Genomic DNA, 19,851 nt, shown 5'->3' with positions numbered 1-19,851 from the left:
AATGTTTTTGACTCTCTCAATTTCTTATATCTTTGCTCTATGCAATTTTCAGAAATTTTAGGCCAGGATTACATTAAAAGCCACTTAATTAAAAGTGCTTCTTCAGGAAGAATTCCACATGCACAATTATTTATTGGGCCTGAAGGAAGTGGTACATTATCTACCGCTATTGCCTACGCGCAATACATTTTATGCAACAATACAGGTAACGAAAATTTAAACGGAAATGATGCATGCAATCTAAAATTTGAAAATATTTCGCATCCTGATCTGCATTTTATTTATCCAACCGTAACCACAGAGGATGTTAAAACAAAACCTAAAAGTTTAGATTTCATTCAGGACTGGCGTACCTTTATCCATGAGATGCCTTATGGTGGCTTATTTGACTGGTATAAAATTTTGGGTGTACAGAACAAACAGGGTGAAATTCGTGTTGAAGATGCCCAGGAAGTTTTAAAATCCTTTTCACTAAAATCATATGAAGGCGGTTATAAAATCATGATTATCTGGATGGCTGATAAAATGAATATTGCTGCCTCTAATAAATTATTGAAACTATTAGAAGAACCATCTGATAAAACTATTTTTATTCTGATTTCAGAAAATGAAGAAGATATTATTCAAACTATACGCTCACGTTGTCAGGTAATTCACTTTAATGGTTTGCCGGAAAAGACAATTGCAGAAGCATTGGTTTCTCAACATAATATAAATAGTAACTTAGCTAAAAAAATTGCACATCAGGCACAGGGAAATTTTAATAAAGCAATGTCCTTATTAAAAGAAGATGATTCTGAATATCCCTTTGAACAATGGTTTGTTAATTGGGTTCGTGCGGCATTTAGAGCCAAGGGAAATGCTGCGGCTATACAGGATTTAATTTCATGGAGTGAAGAAATTGCGGGTTTGGGACGAGAAAGTCAGAAAAAATTCATTCAGTTTTGTATCGAAATGTTCAGACAGGCACTTTTGCTTAATTATGAAGCGCCAGGTTTAGTTTATATTGAACCAAAAGTTGATAAATTTAAGCTGGAAAATTTTGCTCCTTTCGTAAACGGAAACAATATTCATCTCATTTTCAAAGAACTTTCAGATGCGTTGTATCACATTGAAAGAAACGGAAATGCAAAAATAATCCTTACTGATTTATCCATAAAACTTACTCGTTTAATTCATAAAAAATAATTTTTAATGACTAATGTTGCTTCTGCTTTACTATTGATTTTTTTAGCTCTGACTTTCTTACAATCAGGCTATGAGAAAATTTTTTACTGGAAAGAAAATGTTTCCTGGCTTAAAGAACATTTTGCTAAAACAATTCTGAAAAATAGCGTTCCTCTTGCGCTTCTTCATCTTTTAATTTTAGAATTAATTTCCGGAATTTTATGCGTAGTTGGTGTCATACAATTATTAACAAAAAGCGGTCGTGAATTTGGTTTTTACGGCGCCATTTTTTCTTGTATCTGTTTATTAATGATGCTTTTCGGTCAAAGACTGGCTAAGGATTATGATGGGGCGAGAACTATAGTAATTTACTTTATTCCGGCTGTAATGGCGGTTTACTGGCTGAATTAATCAGTCATTTTTCAAATTTTACCTTAAAAAAAATGAATCCAAAACACCCTTCAGAATCTCTGACTATATTAACCGATTTGGTTTTACCCAGTGAAACAAATCCTCTAAATAATCTTTTTGGCGGTGAATTATTGGCGCGTATGGATCGTGCTGCCAGTATTGCTGCCCGAAGACATTCACGTCGAATTGTAGTTACTGCGTCAGTAAATCATGTTGCTTTTAACAGAGCTATTCCCCTTGGTGCCGTTGTGACAATTGAAGCAAAGGTTTCCAGATCTTTTAAAAGTTCTATGGAGGTTTTTATTGATGTCTGGGTAGAAGACCGTGAATCCGGTAGCAGAACCAAAGCCAACGAAGCCATTTATACTTTTGTAGCAGTAGATGATAGTGGAAGACCCGTTGAAGTACCGCCTATTACTCCTGAAACAGAACTCGAAATTCAACGTTTTGATGCAGCATTACGTCGTAAACAATTGAGTTTACTGCTTGCAGGCAAAATAAAACCATCAGATGCTACAGAATTAAAGGCTTTATTTTTATAGCATAAATTGTCTCAATTTGTAACAATTTGAGGCAATGAACTTCAAAAAAAAGAAGTATTTTTACAAAATTACATGCGCACATAAATCTAAATCAGGAAGTTATTAAATCTGATTTAGTTTGAAAAAAGTTATAAATTTTAGATGAAAGAAAAAGAAAAAGAAAAGATGAGTTCAGAGAAAGATGCCAAATTAAAAGCGTTACAGCTTACACTAGATAAATTAGATAAAACTTACGGAAAAGGAACCGTAATGAAAATGGGCGACAAAGCTATTGTAGAAGTTGAAACAATTTCTTCTGGTTCGCTTGGTGTTGATTTAGCACTTGGAGTAAACGGATATCCAAAGGGAAGAATTATCGAAATTTACGGTCCGGAATCATCTGGTAAAACCACTCTTACTTTACATGCAATTGCAGAAGCACAAAAAGCAGGAGGAATCGCTGCTTTTATTGATGCCGAACATGCATTCGATAGAAACTATGCTGAAAAATTAGGGGTAGATATAGAAAACCTGATTATTTCTCAGCCGGATAACGGGGAGCAGGCTTTAGAAATTGCCGAAAATCTTATTCGTTCTGGCGCAATAGATATTGTGGTTATTGACTCTGTTGCCGCATTGACTCCAAAAAGTGAAATCGAAGGCGAAATGGGAGATTCAAAAATGGGTCTTCATGCCCGATTAATGTCACAGGCCTTAAGAAAACTTACCGGGACTATCAGCAAGACAAATTGTACCGTTTTCTTTATCAACCAATTGAGGGAAAAAATAGGTGTAATGTTTGGAAATCCTGAAACTACAACCGGTGGTAATGCATTGAAATTTTACGCTTCGGTACGTTTGGATATCCGTCGTTCAGCCCAAATAAAAGATGGTGAAAATGTTATTGGAAACAGAACTAAAGTGAAAATTGTAAAAAACAAAGTTGCCCCACCATTTAAAACTGCTGAATTTGATATTATGTACGGAGAAGGGGTTTCAAAAACCGGAGAAATATTGGATTTGGCTGTTGAATTTGATATTATTAAAAAAGCAGGATCATGGTTTAGCTACGGAGATACTAAATTAGGTCAAGGACGTGATGCCGTTAAGACTTTAATTAAAGATAATCCGGAATTAGCTGATGAATTAGAAACAAAAATTAAAGAATATATTAAAGAATTGGCTAATGCTTAAACTTTATAAATCTGAGTTACAGACTCTTTTAAACCCGACATTTGAATGTCGGGTTTTTTATTTTAAAAATTCAAAAAAATGAAGCAACCTTTTATGAATTATATCATCTTTATAAACGTAAAAACTTTGAAAGGTTGTCATAATACTTTCAATACTTTTTAGAATAAGTTTGGTGGTTATCTTTCAATAAAAATCCGTTAGTTTTTGTTTGGTTACTAACGGGTTTTTATTATTTTCAGATTTTTCTTCTTTTTTTTACGCAACCATTTTAATTTGTAATACTCTATATTATTACAGTTAACTGGAGTTTGATTAACTCTTTTTTATAAACTTTAATATTTCACACCATGAAAGAAAAAAAAGAAGTCGAGTTGAATAAAAATCGTAAAAAGAACAAATCAAAAATTAAAAAAATATTACGATTTATTTCAGAAAAAATAATTCACAGATAAATTTTGAATATAAAAGGGGTTTTAGTTCAAAATTAAAACCCGGTAAACTTTTCAGCTTACCGGGTTTAATGTTTTATTTTATCTCATCAAATTACTTCTTAAATTCAAGTAATCCTTTGTAAATCAATTGTCTGGTTTGGTCACGAAGATCTTTTCTGTCTTCTCCTGTTAATTCTTTTGTTTCAATAAAAGGGAAAATTTTTACTCTCATCTTACCGGGACTTCCGCTTAAAAAAGTATAAGAGAAACGCTCTTTATTATCAGCAAAAACGATTGGAACAATTGGAATCTGATGATCTATTGCCAATCTAAAAGCACCATCTTTAAATTCATCCAATAAAACTAATTCATCATCAGGGACACCTCCTTCAGGAAAAATACAAATGCTAAGTCCTTGATTTAATCTGTTTTGAGCTCTTTTAAAAACTTCGTTTTTACTTTTTGAAGAATTTCTATCCACTAAAATACAGGTTCTTTTATAGAAAAATCCAAACAACGGAATCTTTACCAACTCTTTCTTCCCAACAAAAACAAACGGGTTTTTTATAATTGCCAGCATCAGCATGATATCCGTCATTGAAGTATGGTTAGCAACAATCATGTAACTTTTGCCTTTTTCCAGCTTTTGCAGACGCTCTACTTTATAATAAAAACCCATCCCGAAAAGGATGAATTTTGCCCAAATGCGGGCCATTTTAAAAAAATAGGGATATCCGCTCTCCGTTATAATTGAAGCCACTAAAAATGGCAGCATAATCAATATTGGAATGGCCATTAAAATGTAAAACCAAATACGCCAAAAAATCCAAAAAATAATTTTAATTCCTTTCATAGCTTCAAATGTAAGAAAACAGATGTGAATTTAGATTTTCGATGGACAGATTTTTTGCCATTTTAAGAAAACAAAACTTCTAAACACTAAGAGCATTGCAAAAAACTTTGCGAACTTTGCGAATAAGAAAAAATAACCTTTCGGATATTGTAAAAACTTTGCAATATTTGCGTTTAAGAAAAAAATAAAATGGCAAAAATACTAACCGGGGTTCAGAGTACCGGAACACCACACTTAGGCAATTTATTAGGGGCAATTATTCCTGCAATCGAATTATCAAATAATCCGGCAAACGAATCGTATTTGTTTATAGCTGATTTGCATTCGATTACTCAAATAAAAGACGGTAAAACATTAAGAGAAAATACCTATAGTACAGCTGCAGCATGGCTTGCATGTGGTTTAAACCCGGATAAAGTTACATTTTACAGACAGTCTGACGTAGCTCAGACAGCTGAACTGACCTGGTATTTAAGTTGCTTTTTTCCTTATCAGCGTTTGACTTTAGCACATTCTTTCAAAGATAAATCAGACCGTTTAGATGACGTTAATGCCGGACTTTTTACCTACCCGATGTTAATGGCTGCAGATATTTTGCTTTATGATGCCGAATTTGTTCCGGTTGGAAAAGACCAATTGCAGCATCTTGAAATCACGCGTGATGTGGCTTCCCGTTTCAATCATCAAATGGGTGAAACTTTTGTACTTCCTGAAGCTAAAATTCAGGAAAATATCATGCTTATTCCTGGAACAAACGGTGGGAAAATGAGTAAATCTGCCAACAATATCATTAACATTTTCTTAGACGATAAAGCTTTAAGAAAACAGGTGATGAGCATTGAAACTGATAGTACTCCGCTTGAAGCTCCTAAAAATCCTTATACCTGTAATGCTTTTGCAATCTATTCCCTTTTAGCAGATGAAGCTCAGATTGCTCAAATGAGATCCAATTATTTAGGTGGAAATTATGGTTATGGTCATGCCAAACAAGCTTTATTTGAATTAATTACTGAGAAATTCAAAACAGAAAGAGAGCGATACAATTATTACATAAACAACCTCGAAGAAGTTGATGCTTTATTGAAAAAAGGAGCTTCAAAAGCTTCTGTTGTAGCCGATGGCGTTTTGGCCAGGGTTCGGGAAGTACTTGGATTTGGTAAATAAATATTGCAAACCCGACAGTTTAAAAATATTGTCGGGTTTTTTATGTAAAATTTACAAAATCGATTTAAAAAATAATTAAATAAAATGCTGAGAAAAATATTTACAAATTATCTCTGTTTTCTCTTAATATTCCTTTATGGATTTGGCTTTATATTGGGTTATTTATTTGGAAATGAGCAGTCATACGGAATAAACAAAACTGTTGGATGGGCATATGATTTTTCGAATCAGGTTTTTTATACTGCATTAATTTTTACCTTTTCTCAAATTCTTTTTATCATTGGATATTTAATAATTTTTCTCTTTCGTCGAAAGACAAACTTCTGTTTTTCTATTGCACATTTTGAGATCATTATACTCACATTAGCATTATTGTCTTTCGAAAATTTTATGGTTCATATGTTATTTTGTGGGCTGTCCTTAATTTTATTTTTCATAAATATTTTCAAGTCTCATAAATCAGATCATTAAGATTAAATTGCCTCAAATAATTTCCCCGGCAAAGGCCTGATTACTCCTTTTAATTCCATATTTAAAAGAATTCCTGATATTTTATAAATCGGAAATTCACATTGAAGTGCAATTATATCAAGCAGTTCTTTCCCATTTTTAAGAAGGAAATCGTAGATTATTTGTTCTTCCGATTCCAGTTCAACGAACAATTGTTTCTGAACGGGTTTTATATCGCTTTTAATATCCCAATTGAGCATATAAACCAAATCGGCAGCACAGGTTAGTACACTTGCTTTTTGTGTTTTAATCAATTGATTGCAGCCCTGACTGTATTTGTCAGTTACACGGCCGGGAACGGCAAAAACATCACGATTATAGTCGTTTGCTATATTGGCTGTAATGAGTGAGCCTCCTCTGTCAGCAGATTCTATAACGATTGTAGCTTCGGACATTCCGGCAACAATTCGGTTTCGTCTGACGAAGTTCTCTTTGTCAGGATTGGCTGAGCTCCAAAACTCGGTTATGAAACCTCCATTCTCCTCCATTTTTGACATGTATTTTTTATGTACTTTCGGATAAATCTGATTTAATCCATGCGCTAATACACCAATAGTCTGCAGTTTATTTTCTATCGCCAGCTGATGTGCTACAATGTCAACTCCATATGCAAAACCACTAACAATTATGGGATTTAAAGGAGACAGATCTTCAATCAGTGTTCTGCAAAATTCAATTCCGTATGACGTAATTTGTCTTGTACCGACAATACTTATTATTCTTTTATTTTCTAAACTAATATTTCCGGCAGAAAAAATTAACACCGGGCAATCTATACAATGTTTTAGACGATCAGGATAATTTTCGTCTTTAAAAAAAGACACTTGTATATTATTTTTATTGATGAATTCAAGTTCCCTGTTTGCTTTTTCAAATACAGTTTTATCCTTGATATTTTTCAATAATACTGATCCAATTCCATCTATGGCAGCAATTTGGTTTGTTTTTGCCTTGAAAATCTCTTCGGCACTGCCAAAATTGGCCAATAATTTCTTAGCCATAATATCTCCGACACCCTCTACCCGCAATAAGGCTAATAAATAAAATAAATCTTGTTCTGACATGGGCTTATATAATTTTTAAGGATGAAAATTTTTAAAAACAAGATTTTGTTTTTATTTTAGCAAATATAATAATTACAAGTAAATTCTTTCAAAAACTAAGCTTTTCAAAGTCAAAAAGAATTAATCACTAAATCAAAAATAATTTAACTGACTGGAAAATAAACATCTGCAATAATATTCAGATTGTTAATAAAAATTGTGAATAAATTTTTGATAACTATATTGGATGCATAACTTTGTTAGTATGAAAATCGAAACTTACATCTCGCAGTTATTATATCGTTATCAGTGTGTAACGGTTCCAGGATTTGGCGCATTCTTAACTGAAATTCAGTCCGCACAGCTTACTGAAAGCACAAATTCGTTTTTTCCACCTAAGAAAATGGTTTCTTTCAACAGTCAAATCAAAAACAATGATGGTTTGCTGGCAAATCATATAGCCAATACAGAAAAAACATCTTATGGTTTTGCTGTCAGTGCCATTGCTTTTGAAATTTTAAACTGGAAAAAGGCTTTAGAAGAGGATGGAATTTTATATTTGAAAAATATTGGTGAAATTCGTTTGAATAGTGATAACAATTTAGTTTTCAGTCCCAACCAGCAAAATAATTATTTGACTACTTCCTTTGGATTGAGCCCTTTTGTCTCGCCTTTGGTAAAAAGAGAAAATTTCGAAAAGGAAATTCAGAGAATCGAAGAACAAGAACCTGTTGCATTATACGCTGATGAAGAAAGAAAATCTTCAAATTCATATTTAAAATATGCTGCAATATTCGTTTTAGGTCTTGGAATTACAGGAAGTATCGGTTATCCGCTTTATCAAAAAGAAATTGCAACACAAACACTTGTTGTTGAAAGTAGTGTTCAGAAAAAGGTACAGAACAAAATTCAGGAAGCTACCTTTATGATCCAAAATCCTTTACCAGCTGTAACGCTTTCTGTAGATACTTCAAAAACAGAATCAGTTGATAAAACAATGCCCTATCACATTATTGCAGGTGCTTTTAGAAGTGAGCAGAACGCAAAAAAAGCGTATAACCAATTAATAAAAAATGGTTACGAAGCCAGAATGCTGGATGAAAACAAACATGGGTTATTCCCAGTTTTGTATGGAAGTTACGCCACTATGGCTGAGGCTGTAAAAGCTCAAAAAGAAATACAAAAGGCTGAAAATCCGGATGCCTGGATTTTAATTGAAAATTTATAAAAACAAAAAATCCTATTCAAAGCGAATAGGATTTTTTGTTTAACGTGAAACAATTTTAGCGTCCTGAGAAAGAATTTCCTTTTTGTTTTGGTAGATCGTCAAACCTGCAGGAGCTGAACCATTTTCGCGTAAAGGAGATATATGACATTCGTAGATGTATTGACCTTTTTTAAATTTGAATCGATGATTTCCGCCATTTCCATCTAAAATAATCTTTCCTTTAGTAATTACAAGATCGGGTTCATCACTCATTTTCTTTTTTAAAGGCCAGGAAGCATATCTGTAATTATTATTTCCTAAATCATCAATTCTAATTCTGAATTTGCTGGTTTCCAATACACATTCGGGATTTTTAAATTTAGCTATCGAAGAATGTAATTTCATTTTTTCATTAGCAATGATCTTATTTTTCAAATCCTTTTCAAATTTTGACTCATAATTTATCGAAATCAGGCGTCCGTCAGTATCAAACCATATTGTACCCTGATTCAGCATAATACCTCTCCAGCCCATTTCTGACCAGTCTTTAGCAGAATTCGATATTATAATTTCGTTCTTTAAAGCCGCATCAAAAATCTCATTATAACGCTTTATGAATTCAGTTTTGTTTTGGATTGCTGGTATAGGATATTCCCTTTTGAAAGGATACGAAATCATATTTGCAACAGCTTCTTTTTTATCATTCTTTACACTGTTGATAAAGGTTTTGATGAACTTCTGGTATTCAGGTTTCAAATCCTGACTTAAAGCTAAATTTGAAAAGAGACCAACAAAAAATAGCGTTATGATTTTAAATTTCATTTTCTTATAAATTAATTAATCTGTGTTTTACGTGAAACATTCACTTAAAGATACTTAATTTATACTGGCCTTAAACATTTTAAGTTCATGCCAGGTAAATTCATCGCCATGCTTTTCTTTTAATCCGTTTAAAGATTCCTCCTGATAAAATTCGAAAGCATCCCGCAGCGCCAATATTTTATCGTACGGTAAAACATCCGAGATTTCGATTTTTTTTGCCTGAATTAATTTTACCAGATGCATTTCAATTGTTTGTACCGTAAGCTTGCGAAGACGGGCAATATCCTGAACCGAATTTTTCTCAATCCACAAATCGTATGTTTCTTCCACCGTAGTTTTCTTAATTGCTTTTGGCTCGTTTTTATCTAATTTTTTGGCCGTGTAGCGTGCAACTGGCTCATCGAGTTTAAAAATATCAGTATTGCTCATTTGAAACTCTTCGCGAATTTTCGCAATCTTATCTGATTTGTAGTTTTTAATCGCTGAGGACGTTAATTTTTCCTTGCAGATGGTTTCGCCCGAAACTACAATTTCAATGAGCAATTTGGCCTTCATTATGCGTAAAACAGCCTTTGTTTGCAGATCATCCAATAAAGCTAATTCTTCGTAAAATTCTTTTACTTTTTTGAATTTCTGAATTTCGGCCATTTTCTGCAAAAGATCTGTAACCAGTTTATCCATAGGTTTAAAAAAATAATCATAGGCCGCCACTACCCTTTCCTGCACAAAAAATAAATCAACGGTTTCTTTACTAAAAATTTTATTAAGCTGTTGCACAAATTTTTGCGAAGGATCTATCAGCAATTCAATTGTATCAAGACGCTTATGCGCCCAAACGGAATGTTTGGATTTTTCTGAATTAGCAGCATTTTCATTATAACTAAATCTGTGATTACGCCATTCCTGAGCTAAATCTGACCAGTTAAAACTGTTAATCAAATAGTTATGAATAAAATTTTTAGTTTCAAAATGCAATTGTTTTTCTAAAATAGCTTCAGTTGCTTTATTCAATGCATAATCCATTACATCCTGGTCGTTAGAAATACCGTTCATTTGAAGAGGAGAAAGCAAAATAAGGCCTTTTAAAGAAGTTAAACGTGACAACGCTACGTATGCCTGTCCGGGCAAAAAAACTTGCGATACATCAAGCGCAGCTTTCTCAAAAGTTAGTCCCTGACTTTTATGTACCGTAATTGCCCATGCCAATTTTAGAGGATAATGGGCAAAAGTGCCTAAAACATCTTCTTCTATCTCTTTTGTAAGCTCGTTTATTTTATACCGGATATTTTTCCATTCGTATTTTTCAACCTCAATAGTTTTATTCTCTTCCGGAAAATGCACAAAGATTTCTTCTGATGAAAGTGATTTTATGACCCCCATTTTTCCGTTGAAATATCTTTTATCAAAAGATAGGTCGTTTTTAACAAACATAACCTGTGCTCCCACTTTCAGTTTTAGATTTTCTTCAACCGGAAATATCTTTTCGGGAAAATCTCCAACAATAAAAGGCTGATAAGCATACTCATTTCCTGCTAAATCACCAATTGCCTGTTCATTAATCGAATCAGCCTTTGCATTGTGTGTGGTAAGCGTAATATAGCCCGGATTATTTTTCAAATCGAAATCAGGTTTGACATATTCGTTTAAAATCCGGATATCCTCCGGAGTAATCTGATTGTTTCGAAGATTATTCAAAACTGAGATAAAAGAATCATCAGTCTGGCGGTAAATCTTAGATAATTCAATATAAAGCGGCGGATTTTGCTGAATTACATGCGAATGGAAAAAGAATTTTCCTTTGTAATACTTCCGTAAAGTTCGCCATTCTTCATCCCGAATCACAGGCGGCAACTGCAATAAATCACCAATAAAAAGGACCTGTACGCCTCCAAATGCCTGTGAATTTTTACGTACGGTCTGCATCATATAATCTATGGCATCCAGCAAATCAGCACGTAACATACTTACTTCATCAATAATCAGCAATTCCATATTTCTGATGACATTACGCTTCACATTATTCATTTTAAAATGGCGGCGTAAAGTTTCCTTATTTTCAAATTTTACAGTTTCTGTAAACTGAGAATTATTTTCATACGAAGGAATAAAAGCCGAAAATGGCAGTTGAAACATAGAGTGAATAGTGACTCCGCCCGCATTTAAGGCAGCAATTCCGGTGGGTGCAACAACAACCGTATTTTTATGAGTAGTAGCAATAATTTCACGTAAAAGTGTAGTTTTTCCTGTCCCTGCTTTGCCGGTCAGGAATATCGATTTTTGCGTTTGATTAATGAATTGTAAAGTGTAAGCAGCTGCTTGTGAAACGTTTTGCATTGGGCGTATATTGAAAACTAAAAGTATCGCATTTTTATAAATAAAAAAACCTAAATCTGTAAATAGATTTAGGTTTTTAAAATAGTTAGTTATTTTGGTTGTTATTTTTTTGCCTCTTCTTTAGTTGCATCTGTTTTTGGCTGAGCTTTATATTTATCGTTTAAGGCTTTCACAATCTCTTTTGTAATATCGTATTTGTCTTCTGCATATAAAACTGTTGCTGCATCACCTGTTCCGTAGATATATGAATAGCCATTTTTCTTACCGTAGTCTTTAATGAATTTTTTTACACCGCTTACAAGAGAATCCATTTCAACACCGCTTTCTTGTTGCAGTTGCTGAGCTAATTGTTGTTGAGCATAACCTAATTGCTGTTCTCTTTTTTGTAATTCAGCACCTCTTTGTTGCGCCCAGGCCTGACCGTTTGCCTGTGCCTGACTTTGAAAATTAGCAGCATCTTGTTTAAAACGATTTATCTCAGCTTGCAGTTGTCTTCCTTTTTCTTCTGATTGTGCTTTGTATTTTGCTTCAAGGTCTTTTGCTTCAGTGTACTCTTTCATCAAAACCGAAGTATCTACGTAAGCTGTTTTTACTTCCTTTACTTCAGCCGTTTTCTCACATGAAACAACTAAAACCGAAAGCGCGATAATTACTAATGCTTTTTTCATTTTCTGAATTTCTAATTTTTATGTATGAAAGACAAAAATATAAAAAAATAAATAGCACCGACATAAAGTTTAAAAAATGCTGTTTTTTTATGATATTAGTTTTCTTTATAGTACAATTTGATAATATAAAATATCGTTATTAAAACCGGATTTAATAGCTCTTCTTAAAAGCGTATTCTAAAAAAAGCCAATAATTTCCCTTACTTGAGAGAAAATATTGGCTTAAATGCGCTTAAAATAAGTTTTAGCAGTTTTTTAGAACATAAATGTGTGATGAATACTCTTTTGTAGAGGAAGCTTTCAAATTTGATCGCAAACCGATAAAAAATGCTTTAATGAAATTCATTTTTCCTGTTTTATATTTTTCAGACAAAAGGCTCACATAAAAAGAATCGAATTTCATTGGAAGCACTTTTTCTAATTTTATATCTACTTTTTCAAAAAGAGATTTTATGGATTTTTTTGAGAAATGCCAAAAATGAATTGGCACATCGAAAGCAGCCCAAAATTCACCGTAATGATTTGCGTCGTAGGATTTAAAATTTGGAACCGCAACAATTAAAGTTCCAGTTGGCTTCAATAATCGCTTCAATTCCTGAATTTGTAATTCTAAATTTGGTACGTGTTCCAAAACGTGCCACATTGTAATTACGTCAAAAGAATTATTTTCCAATTCACTGAATTCTTCCACAAATGAAATTCCTTTTCTTTTCGCAATTTCTTTTGCTTTTTCACTTGGTTCTACTCCGATAGTTTTCCAGCCGTCATTTTTTGCAGTTAACAAAAAATCTCCTGTTCCGGCTCCAATGTCTAAAATTTTTCCTTTTTTAGATTGTTCTAAATTGATGAGATTCAATTTATTTTTTAAAGCAATATTTTTTACAAAATGATACGCTTTTTCAAAAACGGATCGTTTGTTATCTGTGTGCGAAATATAATCCTCACTTTCGTAATATCTCCCAAGATTTTCAAAATCCGGCTGTGGAGATGTAATGAGCATATCCAGATTTTCATCATAATACAACTCAAAAATTTCTTTCGAAACAGAATGGTCTTTTACAGTAAGAAAATGCTTTTTGTTTAAAACGTCCATTTTTTTATTCTGGTTATTTTTTGGTTTAATTCATAAGAAACACTAAAAATGAAAATCTCTTAGGATCTTTTTATTTAAATTCTTTATTTTTTTCAAATTTATTTTAACTGCTGTTTTTCATTATTCGCACACCAGTTATTCAAATTGAAATTATTATACTTTATCTTCTAATAAAAACTCTTTCAACTATTGTTATTTAAATTATTTCAAAATGGTTTCACGTGGAACAATTTGAAATTGGTTCAGCTTTCAAGTTTCACCTGAAACTGCAATCAAAAAAAAACAAAATTTCAGGTTCAAACCAAAACCTGAAACCTGAAACTTGAAACTTTATTACCTGCCCATATAAATTAAAAGAACAGAAATATCACTTGGAGAAACACCGCTTATTCTGGATGCCTGAGAAATTGTAATCGGACGAATTTTGCTTAATTTTTGTTTTGCCTCGATAGACATAGATTTTATTTTATGATAATCAAAATTCTCAGGGATTTTTACTTCCTCTAAACGATTTAGTTTATCTGCATTATTTCTTTCTTTTTCGATATATCCGGAATATTTAACCTGTATCACCGCTTGCTCTACAATTTCTTCATCCAGATTATTTTCTTTGACATAAGCATCTACTTTTTCAAATTTCAACATATCTTCCAATTCAATTTGTGGGCGCGAAAAAACTTTAAACATTTTATCTCCTTGCGAAATTGGAGCTGATTCTTTCTCAATCAAAATTGGATTAGCTTCTGCAACGGTAACACTTGTTTCTTTAAAAAAAGCAACCATCTTTTCAGACTCATTCAATTTATGTTCCATTCTTCGCATACGATCTTCAGAAGCTAAACCTATTTCGTATGATAGTGGTGTCAATCTGAAATCGGCATTATCTTGTCGCAACAATGTTCTGTATTCTGCTCTTGATGTAAACATACGATAAGGTTCTTCTGTCCCTTTCGTAATTAAGTCATCAATCAAAACTCCAATATACGCTTCATCACGTTTCAAAATTAACGGCGCTTTTTCATTAACTTTTAAATGTGCATTTATTCCGGCCATCAAACCTTGCGAAGCTGCTTCTTCATATCCTGTTGTTCCGTTTATTTGTCCGGCAAAATATAAGCCTTCAACAAGCTTTGTTTCTAAAGTATGTTTTAATTGTGTTGGCGGAAAATAATCATATTCGATTGCATAGCCCGGACGAAGAAATTTCACATTTTCAAAACCGGCTACAGAACGTAAAGCTTTAAACTGAATATCCTCCGGAAGCGAAGTTGAAAATCCATTTACGTAAACTTCACAAGTTTTCCATCCTTCAGGCTCCACAAATAATTGATGTCTTTCTTTATCTGCAAAACGATTTATTTTATCTTCAATCGATGGACAGTATCTTGGACCTATACTTTTTATTCTTCCATTAAACATTGGCGAACGATCAAAACCTGATCTTAAAATATCATGAACATCCAATGATGTATAAGTCATGTGACAAGATCTCTGTTGGGTTAACGGAACCGTAAAGTCAGAATACGAAAACTTATCCGGTTTCGCATCTCCTCTTTCTTCATTCATTTTCGAATAATCCAAAGAACGTCCATCTACTCTTGGAGGTGTTCCTGTTTTCATTCTTCCGGATTCAAAACCTGCTGCAACCAAATCTTCGGTAATTCCGAAAGCGGCACTCTCGCCCGCTCTGCCTCCACCAAATTGTTTATCCCCGATATGAATTAATCCGTTTAGAAAAGTTCCGTTAGTGAGAACAACAGATTTTGAACGAATCTCAACTCCAAGCGAAGTTCTGATTCCTTTTATTTTTCCGTTATCAATAATCAAACCTTTAACCATTTCCTGGTAGAAATCAAGATTTGGAGTTCCCTCGAGCATCATTCTCCATTCTTCAGCAAAACGCATTCTGTCACTCTGAACTCTTGGCGACCACATTGCAGGTCCTTTTGATTTATTCAACATCTTAAACTGAATCGCCGTTCTGTCTGAAACAATACCGGAGTAACCTCCAAGCGCATCAATTTCGCGAACGATCTGGCCTTTTGCAATTCCTCCCATAGCGGGATTGCAAGACATCTGGGCAATATTCTGCAAACTCATTGTCACCAATAAAGTTTTTGATCCAAGGTTCGCAGCCGCAGCCGCAGCTTCAGATCCTGCATGACCGGCACCAACTACAATAACATCGTATTCTTCTAAAAACATTTGTTTTATTATTCTCTAAAAACTGGTTAAGTCAGTTCTCAGAATTAAATTTCATTTTTTTTGTTCCACGTGGAACAGTTGTTTTTTTTTATTTAAAATTTCAGGTTTTAAAAACATTTATTATGTTCCACGTGGAACCATATAAAGTTTAAAATTAGTAATCGTTTCATGAGAAACTATCATCAAAATAAAAGGATTTAAAACTTAATGTTTCACGTGGAACATTATAAAAAAAATTAAACCACAATTAAAATATGTTTCACGTGGAACATAAAATTTTTGATTAAAAAAATATAAACTATAGTTCCACGTGGAACATAGCTATTTTTTCATCTTCTTTTGAACGCATCAAATCTGCATCGCTTTCTGTTTTGTCTTTATAACCACAATAATGTAATATACCATGAACCAGAACTCGTTTTAATTCTTCTTCAAAAGAAACATTAAAATCTTTTGCATTATCTTCTACCCTTTCTACAGAAACAAAAATATCTCCGTTTAGCTCATTGCCAACTGTGTAATCAAAACTGATTATATCTGTTAATGTATCGTGATCCAGATATTCTACATTGATCTTATGAAGATATTCGTCATCACAAAAAATATAGTTTATCTCTCCTTCGTTTTTCTTTTCAGAAACAATTACAGCACTTAACCAATTTGTAAAGGCTTCTTCGTTATCTAAAATAAAATCTGTTTCGTAATTAAAATTGATCATTTTGTATTAAAATATTCCTGAACCTTTTGATTAAAATTTGAGCGTAAAGGTAGTGATTGTCTATTTAAAATTTCTACACTATTTAAATAATCAGTTAATATGCCTGGTAACGCATTTGAACGATTAGAGAATTCATTCTTACTTGTTTCAGATTGACGCTTCGTATCCTGACCTTGTTGCTGAACTGCATTATTTAATTTTAATAGTTCCTGCTGAATGTTTAAGATTCTTTGAAGGTTCTCATTCTTAAATCCTTTATTCAAAAGTTGCTTTTCTGATTGTTTCATTTGATCGATTACAGATCTTCCCTGAGAATCTAATCCTTTTTTGGCCAATTCTTTTTGCAAAGCTTCACGAAGTTTTACCTGCTCTTTATAAATCTCCATTATCTTTTCAGCATCTCCTTCTCCGTCATCACCTTCTTTACTGTTCTTCTCACCTTTACCGTTTTTGCCATCTTTCCCGGAAGAACCATTATTACCACTATTTCCCTGACCTTCTTTTCCATCTTTACCCTGACCACTTTGTCCTTGTCCCGGTTTTTGACCCTGACCTTGACCCGGTTTATCTCCCGGTTTATCTCCCGGTTTCATTCCGTCTTTCATTTTATCGGCAAGACCTTTTTGCTTTTGAATAATATCAGGTAACTGCATTCCTTGACCGTTTCCTGGTTTTGGTTTTCCCATTCCCGGTTTAGACATCTGCATCTGCATGTTATTCAAAAGATCACTCAAAAAATCGGCTAATTTGTTTGCAGATGAAACAGCGTATTGCTGATGCGAAACTCCTTTTGGAACCTGTACATCTGTCAAAGATTCAATAGCTTTGTCAACATTATATTGAACATTTCCAATTTCTTTGGTTACATCTTCTGCTACTTTTGGGTTACGTAGGGACAATGCAAACAAACTATCATCAACATGTCTGAACTGTTGTTTTAAATTTTGCTGTATTTTTATATTTTTAGTATATATAGAAGAACCTAATTTCATAGACTTAAATTGCTTCATTACATTCTCCTGGGATAAAGAATAAGCCAGAAGATTATCCAGTATCTGACGAAGCATTGCAACATCTTCTTCTAATTGTTCTTGCTCTCCGCCTTCCATACTTGAACTCATTTGCTCTGCCATAGACTTCATTTTCTTTGAAGCACTTTTTTGTTTTGGCTTAGCCGAAGAAGTATTCTTCTTATTTAATTCTTCTGAAGCTTTATTCAAATCATTTTCTACATCTTTTTCTTTGGAAGCATCTTTCGGAATATCCAAAGGCGATTTTAAACTGTTGTTTTCTTCTTTCAGTTCTTTTAAATCCTCCTGAATTTTATCAAATGTTTTATTGATCTCTTCCTGTTTTTCAGAAGTGTTTTCTTTATCTTTATTAGAAAGCTGTTCTTGTTTTTCTGCAAGCTTATCTAACTTTTCTGCAACTTGTTCAGCTTTCTTTTCTACATAAAATCTTTTGGTTAATTCAACTAATTGTTCTAAATTTCTGGATTGATTTTTGCTGATTTGCTTAAACTTTTCCATTTTATCAAACAACTCTTCGCTGTTTAATTTATCATTTAGATTCTTTAATTCATCCAATAATTTTTGATTTTTCTCTAAATCTTTATCTGCATTCTCTAAACGCTTTTGTAAATCTTCAGCCGTTTTATCCTTTTTGTCGTCTTTGAATTTGTCTAAATTCTTGTTCATTTTCTCAGCAAACTGCTTCATCATTTCGTCTTGTTGTTTCTGACGTTTGATAAAATCATTTACTTTTTGCTGATCTTTAAACTCCAGATTATTTTTTTCTTTTCCTGTGTTCTGGATTTTATCCATTTCAGAAAACTGTTTTTCCTGATTCTTTAACGATTTCTCTAAACTATTGATATTTTGATTTTGCTGTTGCAATTCTGCATCCTGAATTTCATCCGTTGTAGCAACTCTGTCTGAAAAAACAGAAGACTTTGTTCTCTTAAAACCATGTGGCGCATCGTTATCAAAAATCTCAAAATAGTATTCATAAGATACTCCTTCTTCTACTGCAAGATTGCTCGGGAAGTTAAAAACGAACTGATCGAATATTGCTTGCTTTACAGGAATGGTTCCGCGTTTTGCAGTATGTGGTTTGTTACGCTCATAATAAACAATCTGTAATTTAGATAAACCATAGTCATCACCAAGTCTTCCTAAAACATAATTCTTATCTAGCTTCAAACTGTCTGGCGCAGGTGCTACAGTAATTGTTGGATGCTGATCTTTGATAACAGACAGCTGATAGTCTAATTTCTCGTAGTTTTTAATCTTATTATTCGAAGTAAGAATTTGATATTCTGTATTTTGAGCTATATTTTTACTCAATTTAAACTCATATTCTGACTTGTTAAACTTAAAAACTGAGTTTTCATTCTTCCAAATAATTTCCTGAGTCGCCTGAGTGTGCATTTTCCAGGTTACCAAAGTACCTTCGGGAACGATAGCATTTCCGGTTCCCTGAATTGTTTCTGATTTCTTTTTTAAGTATGATGGAAAATTCAGAACCATTTCGAAGTTGGCAATTGATGGAACAGTGATTACTTTTAATTCGTATTCTTCAGATGAAACTGAATTTCCTTCAAAAGAAAATGAAAGATTTTCAACCGGTTTTTCTATTTTGAATTCAAACTTTCCCGGTTGAGAAGATTCCATAAAATAACTTTCATCACCAATATGAATCATTACATTTTCGGGTACAACGTTTCCTATTGATTCCATTTTTATAATAAAATCTTTATTCTGTTCTGTCTGTAAATTTTGATTCAGCACTACAAATTTGAATGGTGCCGGAGGTAAAAACGTCGCATTAAAATGTACTACCCTATTTAAACTTTGAGAAATAATATTACTGTTTCCGGAAATATAAAACACCGCAAAAAGCAAAACCGGAACAAGTGCCAATGGTAAATATTTTCTGTTTGAATTAAAATTGATTGCATTTCCAAACGGAATTGGTTGCAATGAATTTGCTTTTTGCTCAATTGAAGCTAACATCAATTCTGAACTTTCAGCTGAATTCTCAGAAGACGAAAGCTGCAAAAAGTTCGTCAGCTTATCACTTACTTCCGTAAAATGGTTTCCAATAATTGCCGAAGCCTGATTATAATCTATTCCTTTTTGAAGTTTGAATAGTTTAAAAATTGGAAACATAATAAAACGAAACAAAAGAAAAACTTCTACCCCGATAAAAAGCCAGAATAAAAGTGTTCTTCCAAGAGGTTTTAACCAAAGAAAGTATTCAATAAAAAGCGTAAACAAAAAATACAAAAGACCAAAACCAATAAAAAGAAGTGCTCCTTTTATCAATTCATTGGTGTAATATTTTTTAATAAAAGCTTCCAGCTTTTGATATATGGCAGATGTTGTTTTCAAAATGAATCTGTTTAATTTATAACCTATAAAAGTAGTAATTTTAATTAGATAATGATTAATTAGAAAATTAGTCAATTAAGCTTCAGACAAGACATTATCTCATTAAACACATTTTCTA

Annotated in this window: 15 protein-coding genes; 6 read left to right on the top strand and 9 right to left on the bottom strand. The window is 32.9% G+C overall.

The features are described from left to right. The first annotated feature begins 39 nt into the window (after positions 1-39). The 4 genes from GXM17_RS07530 (at position 40) to recA (ending at position 3,293) form a co-directional block, all read left to right on the top strand. Positions 40-1,188: a DNA polymerase III subunit gene (locus tag GXM17_RS07530; RefSeq protein WP_163398682.1), complete on the top strand. Its 1,149-nt coding sequence runs from the start codon at positions 40-42 to the stop codon at positions 1,186-1,188. A 6-nt stretch (positions 1,189-1,194) separates the two neighbouring features. Then, positions 1,195-1,578: a DoxX family protein gene (locus tag GXM17_RS07525; protein WP_163398681.1), complete on the top strand. Its 384-nt coding sequence runs from the start codon at positions 1,195-1,197 to the stop codon at positions 1,576-1,578. Between the two features lie 32 nt (positions 1,579-1,610). Then, positions 1,611-2,120, top strand: coding sequence for an acyl-CoA thioesterase (locus GXM17_RS07520; protein WP_163398680.1), 510 nt, complete (start codon positions 1,611-1,613; stop codon positions 2,118-2,120). Positions 2,121-2,285: 165 nt separating this feature from the next. Beyond that, positions 2,286-3,293, top strand: a complete 1,008-nt coding sequence (gene recA, locus GXM17_RS07515; protein WP_208796427.1) for a recombinase RecA — start codon at positions 2,286-2,288, stop codon at positions 3,291-3,293. Between the two features lie 543 nt (positions 3,294-3,836). On the opposite strand, the gene GXM17_RS07510 is transcribed toward recA, so the two are convergent. Beyond that, the gene (locus tag GXM17_RS07510) at positions 3,837-4,577 is read right to left on the bottom strand and encodes a lysophospholipid acyltransferase family protein (RefSeq protein ID WP_163398678.1); all 741 of its coding nucleotides are present in this window, start codon (positions 4,575-4,577) and stop codon (positions 3,837-3,839) included. Positions 4,578-4,766: 189 nt separating this feature from the next. Between GXM17_RS07510 and trpS the strand changes: the two genes are divergently transcribed. Beyond that, a complete protein-coding gene (gene trpS / locus GXM17_RS07505) occupies positions 4,767-5,741 on the top strand; it encodes a tryptophan--tRNA ligase (RefSeq protein ID WP_163398677.1) in 975 nt (324 codons plus the stop codon). 473 nt (positions 5,742-6,214) lie between these two features. Here trpS and dprA read toward each other — a convergent pair whose 3' ends face one another. After that, positions 6,215-7,315 (bottom strand): DNA-processing protein DprA, encoded by a 1,101-nt coding sequence (gene dprA, locus GXM17_RS07500; protein ID WP_163398676.1) that lies wholly within the window; start codon positions 7,313-7,315, stop codon positions 6,215-6,217. A gap of 244 nt (positions 7,316-7,559) precedes the next feature. Here dprA and GXM17_RS07495 point away from each other — a divergent pair, with 244 nt between their 5' ends. Next, the gene (locus GXM17_RS07495) at positions 7,560-8,522 is read left to right on the top strand and encodes an HU domain-containing protein (protein WP_163398675.1); all 963 of its coding nucleotides are present in this window, start codon (positions 7,560-7,562) and stop codon (positions 8,520-8,522) included. Between the two features lie 39 nt (positions 8,523-8,561). Here the strand turns inward: GXM17_RS07495 and GXM17_RS07490 are convergent, their stop codons facing one another. The 7 genes from GXM17_RS07490 to GXM17_RS07460 all read right to left on the bottom strand — a co-directional run bounded on the left by GXM17_RS07490 (position 8,562) and on the right by GXM17_RS07460 (position 19,733). After that, positions 8,562-9,323 (bottom strand): hypothetical protein, encoded by a 762-nt coding sequence (locus tag GXM17_RS07490; RefSeq protein WP_163398674.1) that lies wholly within the window; start codon positions 9,321-9,323, stop codon positions 8,562-8,564. A 54-nt stretch (positions 9,324-9,377) separates the two neighbouring features. Further along, positions 9,378-11,657: a helix-turn-helix domain-containing protein gene (locus GXM17_RS07485; protein WP_163398673.1), complete on the bottom strand. Its 2,280-nt coding sequence runs from the start codon at positions 11,655-11,657 to the stop codon at positions 9,378-9,380. A 101-nt stretch (positions 11,658-11,758) separates the two neighbouring features. Further along, positions 11,759-12,325: an OmpH/Skp family outer membrane protein gene (locus tag GXM17_RS07480; protein ID WP_163398672.1), complete on the bottom strand. Its 567-nt coding sequence runs from the start codon at positions 12,323-12,325 to the stop codon at positions 11,759-11,761. Positions 12,326-12,569: 244 nt separating this feature from the next. After that, entirely contained in the window at positions 12,570-13,418 is an 849-nt protein-coding gene (locus GXM17_RS07475; protein ID WP_163398671.1) for a class I SAM-dependent methyltransferase, read from the bottom strand. A gap of 333 nt (positions 13,419-13,751) precedes the next feature. After that, positions 13,752-15,623 carry a tRNA uridine-5-carboxymethylaminomethyl(34) synthesis enzyme MnmG gene (gene mnmG / locus GXM17_RS07470; protein WP_163398670.1) on the bottom strand — a complete coding sequence of 624 codons (1,872 nt, stop codon included), beginning with the start codon at positions 15,621-15,623 and terminating at the stop codon, positions 13,752-13,754. Between the two features lie 298 nt (positions 15,624-15,921). Next, a complete protein-coding gene (gene ybeY / locus GXM17_RS07465; RefSeq protein ID WP_163398669.1) occupies positions 15,922-16,341 on the bottom strand; it encodes an rRNA maturation RNase YbeY in 420 nt (139 codons plus the stop codon). Beyond that, a complete protein-coding gene (locus tag GXM17_RS07460; protein ID WP_163398668.1) occupies positions 16,338-19,733 on the bottom strand; it encodes a DUF4175 family protein in 3,396 nt (1,131 codons plus the stop codon). Before GXM17_RS07460 ends, ybeY begins: the two co-directional genes overlap by 4 nt. Positions 19,734-19,851: the final 118 nt, after the last annotated feature.

The sequence above is a fragment of the Flavobacterium fluviatile genome (assembly GCF_010645065.1).
GTDB classification, from domain to species: Bacteria; Bacteroidota; Bacteroidia; order Flavobacteriales; family Flavobacteriaceae; genus Flavobacterium; species Flavobacterium fluviatile.
The sequence above is the reverse complement of the archived record's forward strand: the minus strand, read 5'-3'. Positions and strand labels throughout refer to the sequence as shown.

Bases quoted from the DNA above. Each gene is read 5' to 3' on its own strand.
- GXM17_RS07530 (WP_163398682.1), top strand. From the start codon at position 40: ATGCAATTTTCAGAAATTTTAGGCCAGGATTACATTAAAAGCCACTTA.
- GXM17_RS07525 (WP_163398681.1), top strand. From the start codon at position 1,195: ATGACTAATGTTGCTTCTGCTTTACTATTGATTTTTTTAGCTCTGACT.
- GXM17_RS07520 (WP_163398680.1), top strand. From the start codon at position 1,611: ATGAATCCAAAACACCCTTCAGAATCTCTGACTATATTAACCGATTTG.
- recA (WP_208796427.1), top strand. From the start codon at position 2,286: ATGAGTTCAGAGAAAGATGCCAAATTAAAAGCGTTACAGCTTACACTA.
- GXM17_RS07510 (WP_163398678.1), bottom strand. From the start codon at position 4,577: ATGAAAGGAATTAAAATTATTTTTTGGATTTTTTGGCGTATTTGGTTT.
- trpS (WP_163398677.1), top strand. From the start codon at position 4,767: ATGGCAAAAATACTAACCGGGGTTCAGAGTACCGGAACACCACACTTA.
- dprA (WP_163398676.1), bottom strand. From the start codon at position 7,315: ATGTCAGAACAAGATTTATTTTATTTATTAGCCTTATTGCGGGTAGAG.
- GXM17_RS07495 (WP_163398675.1), top strand. From the start codon at position 7,560: ATGAAAATCGAAACTTACATCTCGCAGTTATTATATCGTTATCAGTGT.
- GXM17_RS07490 (WP_163398674.1), bottom strand. From the start codon at position 9,323: ATGAAATTTAAAATCATAACGCTATTTTTTGTTGGTCTCTTTTCAAAT.
- GXM17_RS07485 (WP_163398673.1), bottom strand. From the start codon at position 11,657: ATGCAAAACGTTTCACAAGCAGCTGCTTACACTTTACAATTCATTAAT.
- GXM17_RS07480 (WP_163398672.1), bottom strand. From the start codon at position 12,325: ATGAAAAAAGCATTAGTAATTATCGCGCTTTCGGTTTTAGTTGTTTCA.
- GXM17_RS07475 (WP_163398671.1), bottom strand. From the start codon at position 13,418: ATGGACGTTTTAAACAAAAAGCATTTTCTTACTGTAAAAGACCATTCT.
- mnmG (WP_163398670.1), bottom strand. From the start codon at position 15,623: ATGTTTTTAGAAGAATACGATGTTATTGTAGTTGGTGCCGGTCATGCA.
- ybeY (WP_163398669.1), bottom strand. From the start codon at position 16,341: ATGATCAATTTTAATTACGAAACAGATTTTATTTTAGATAACGAAGAA.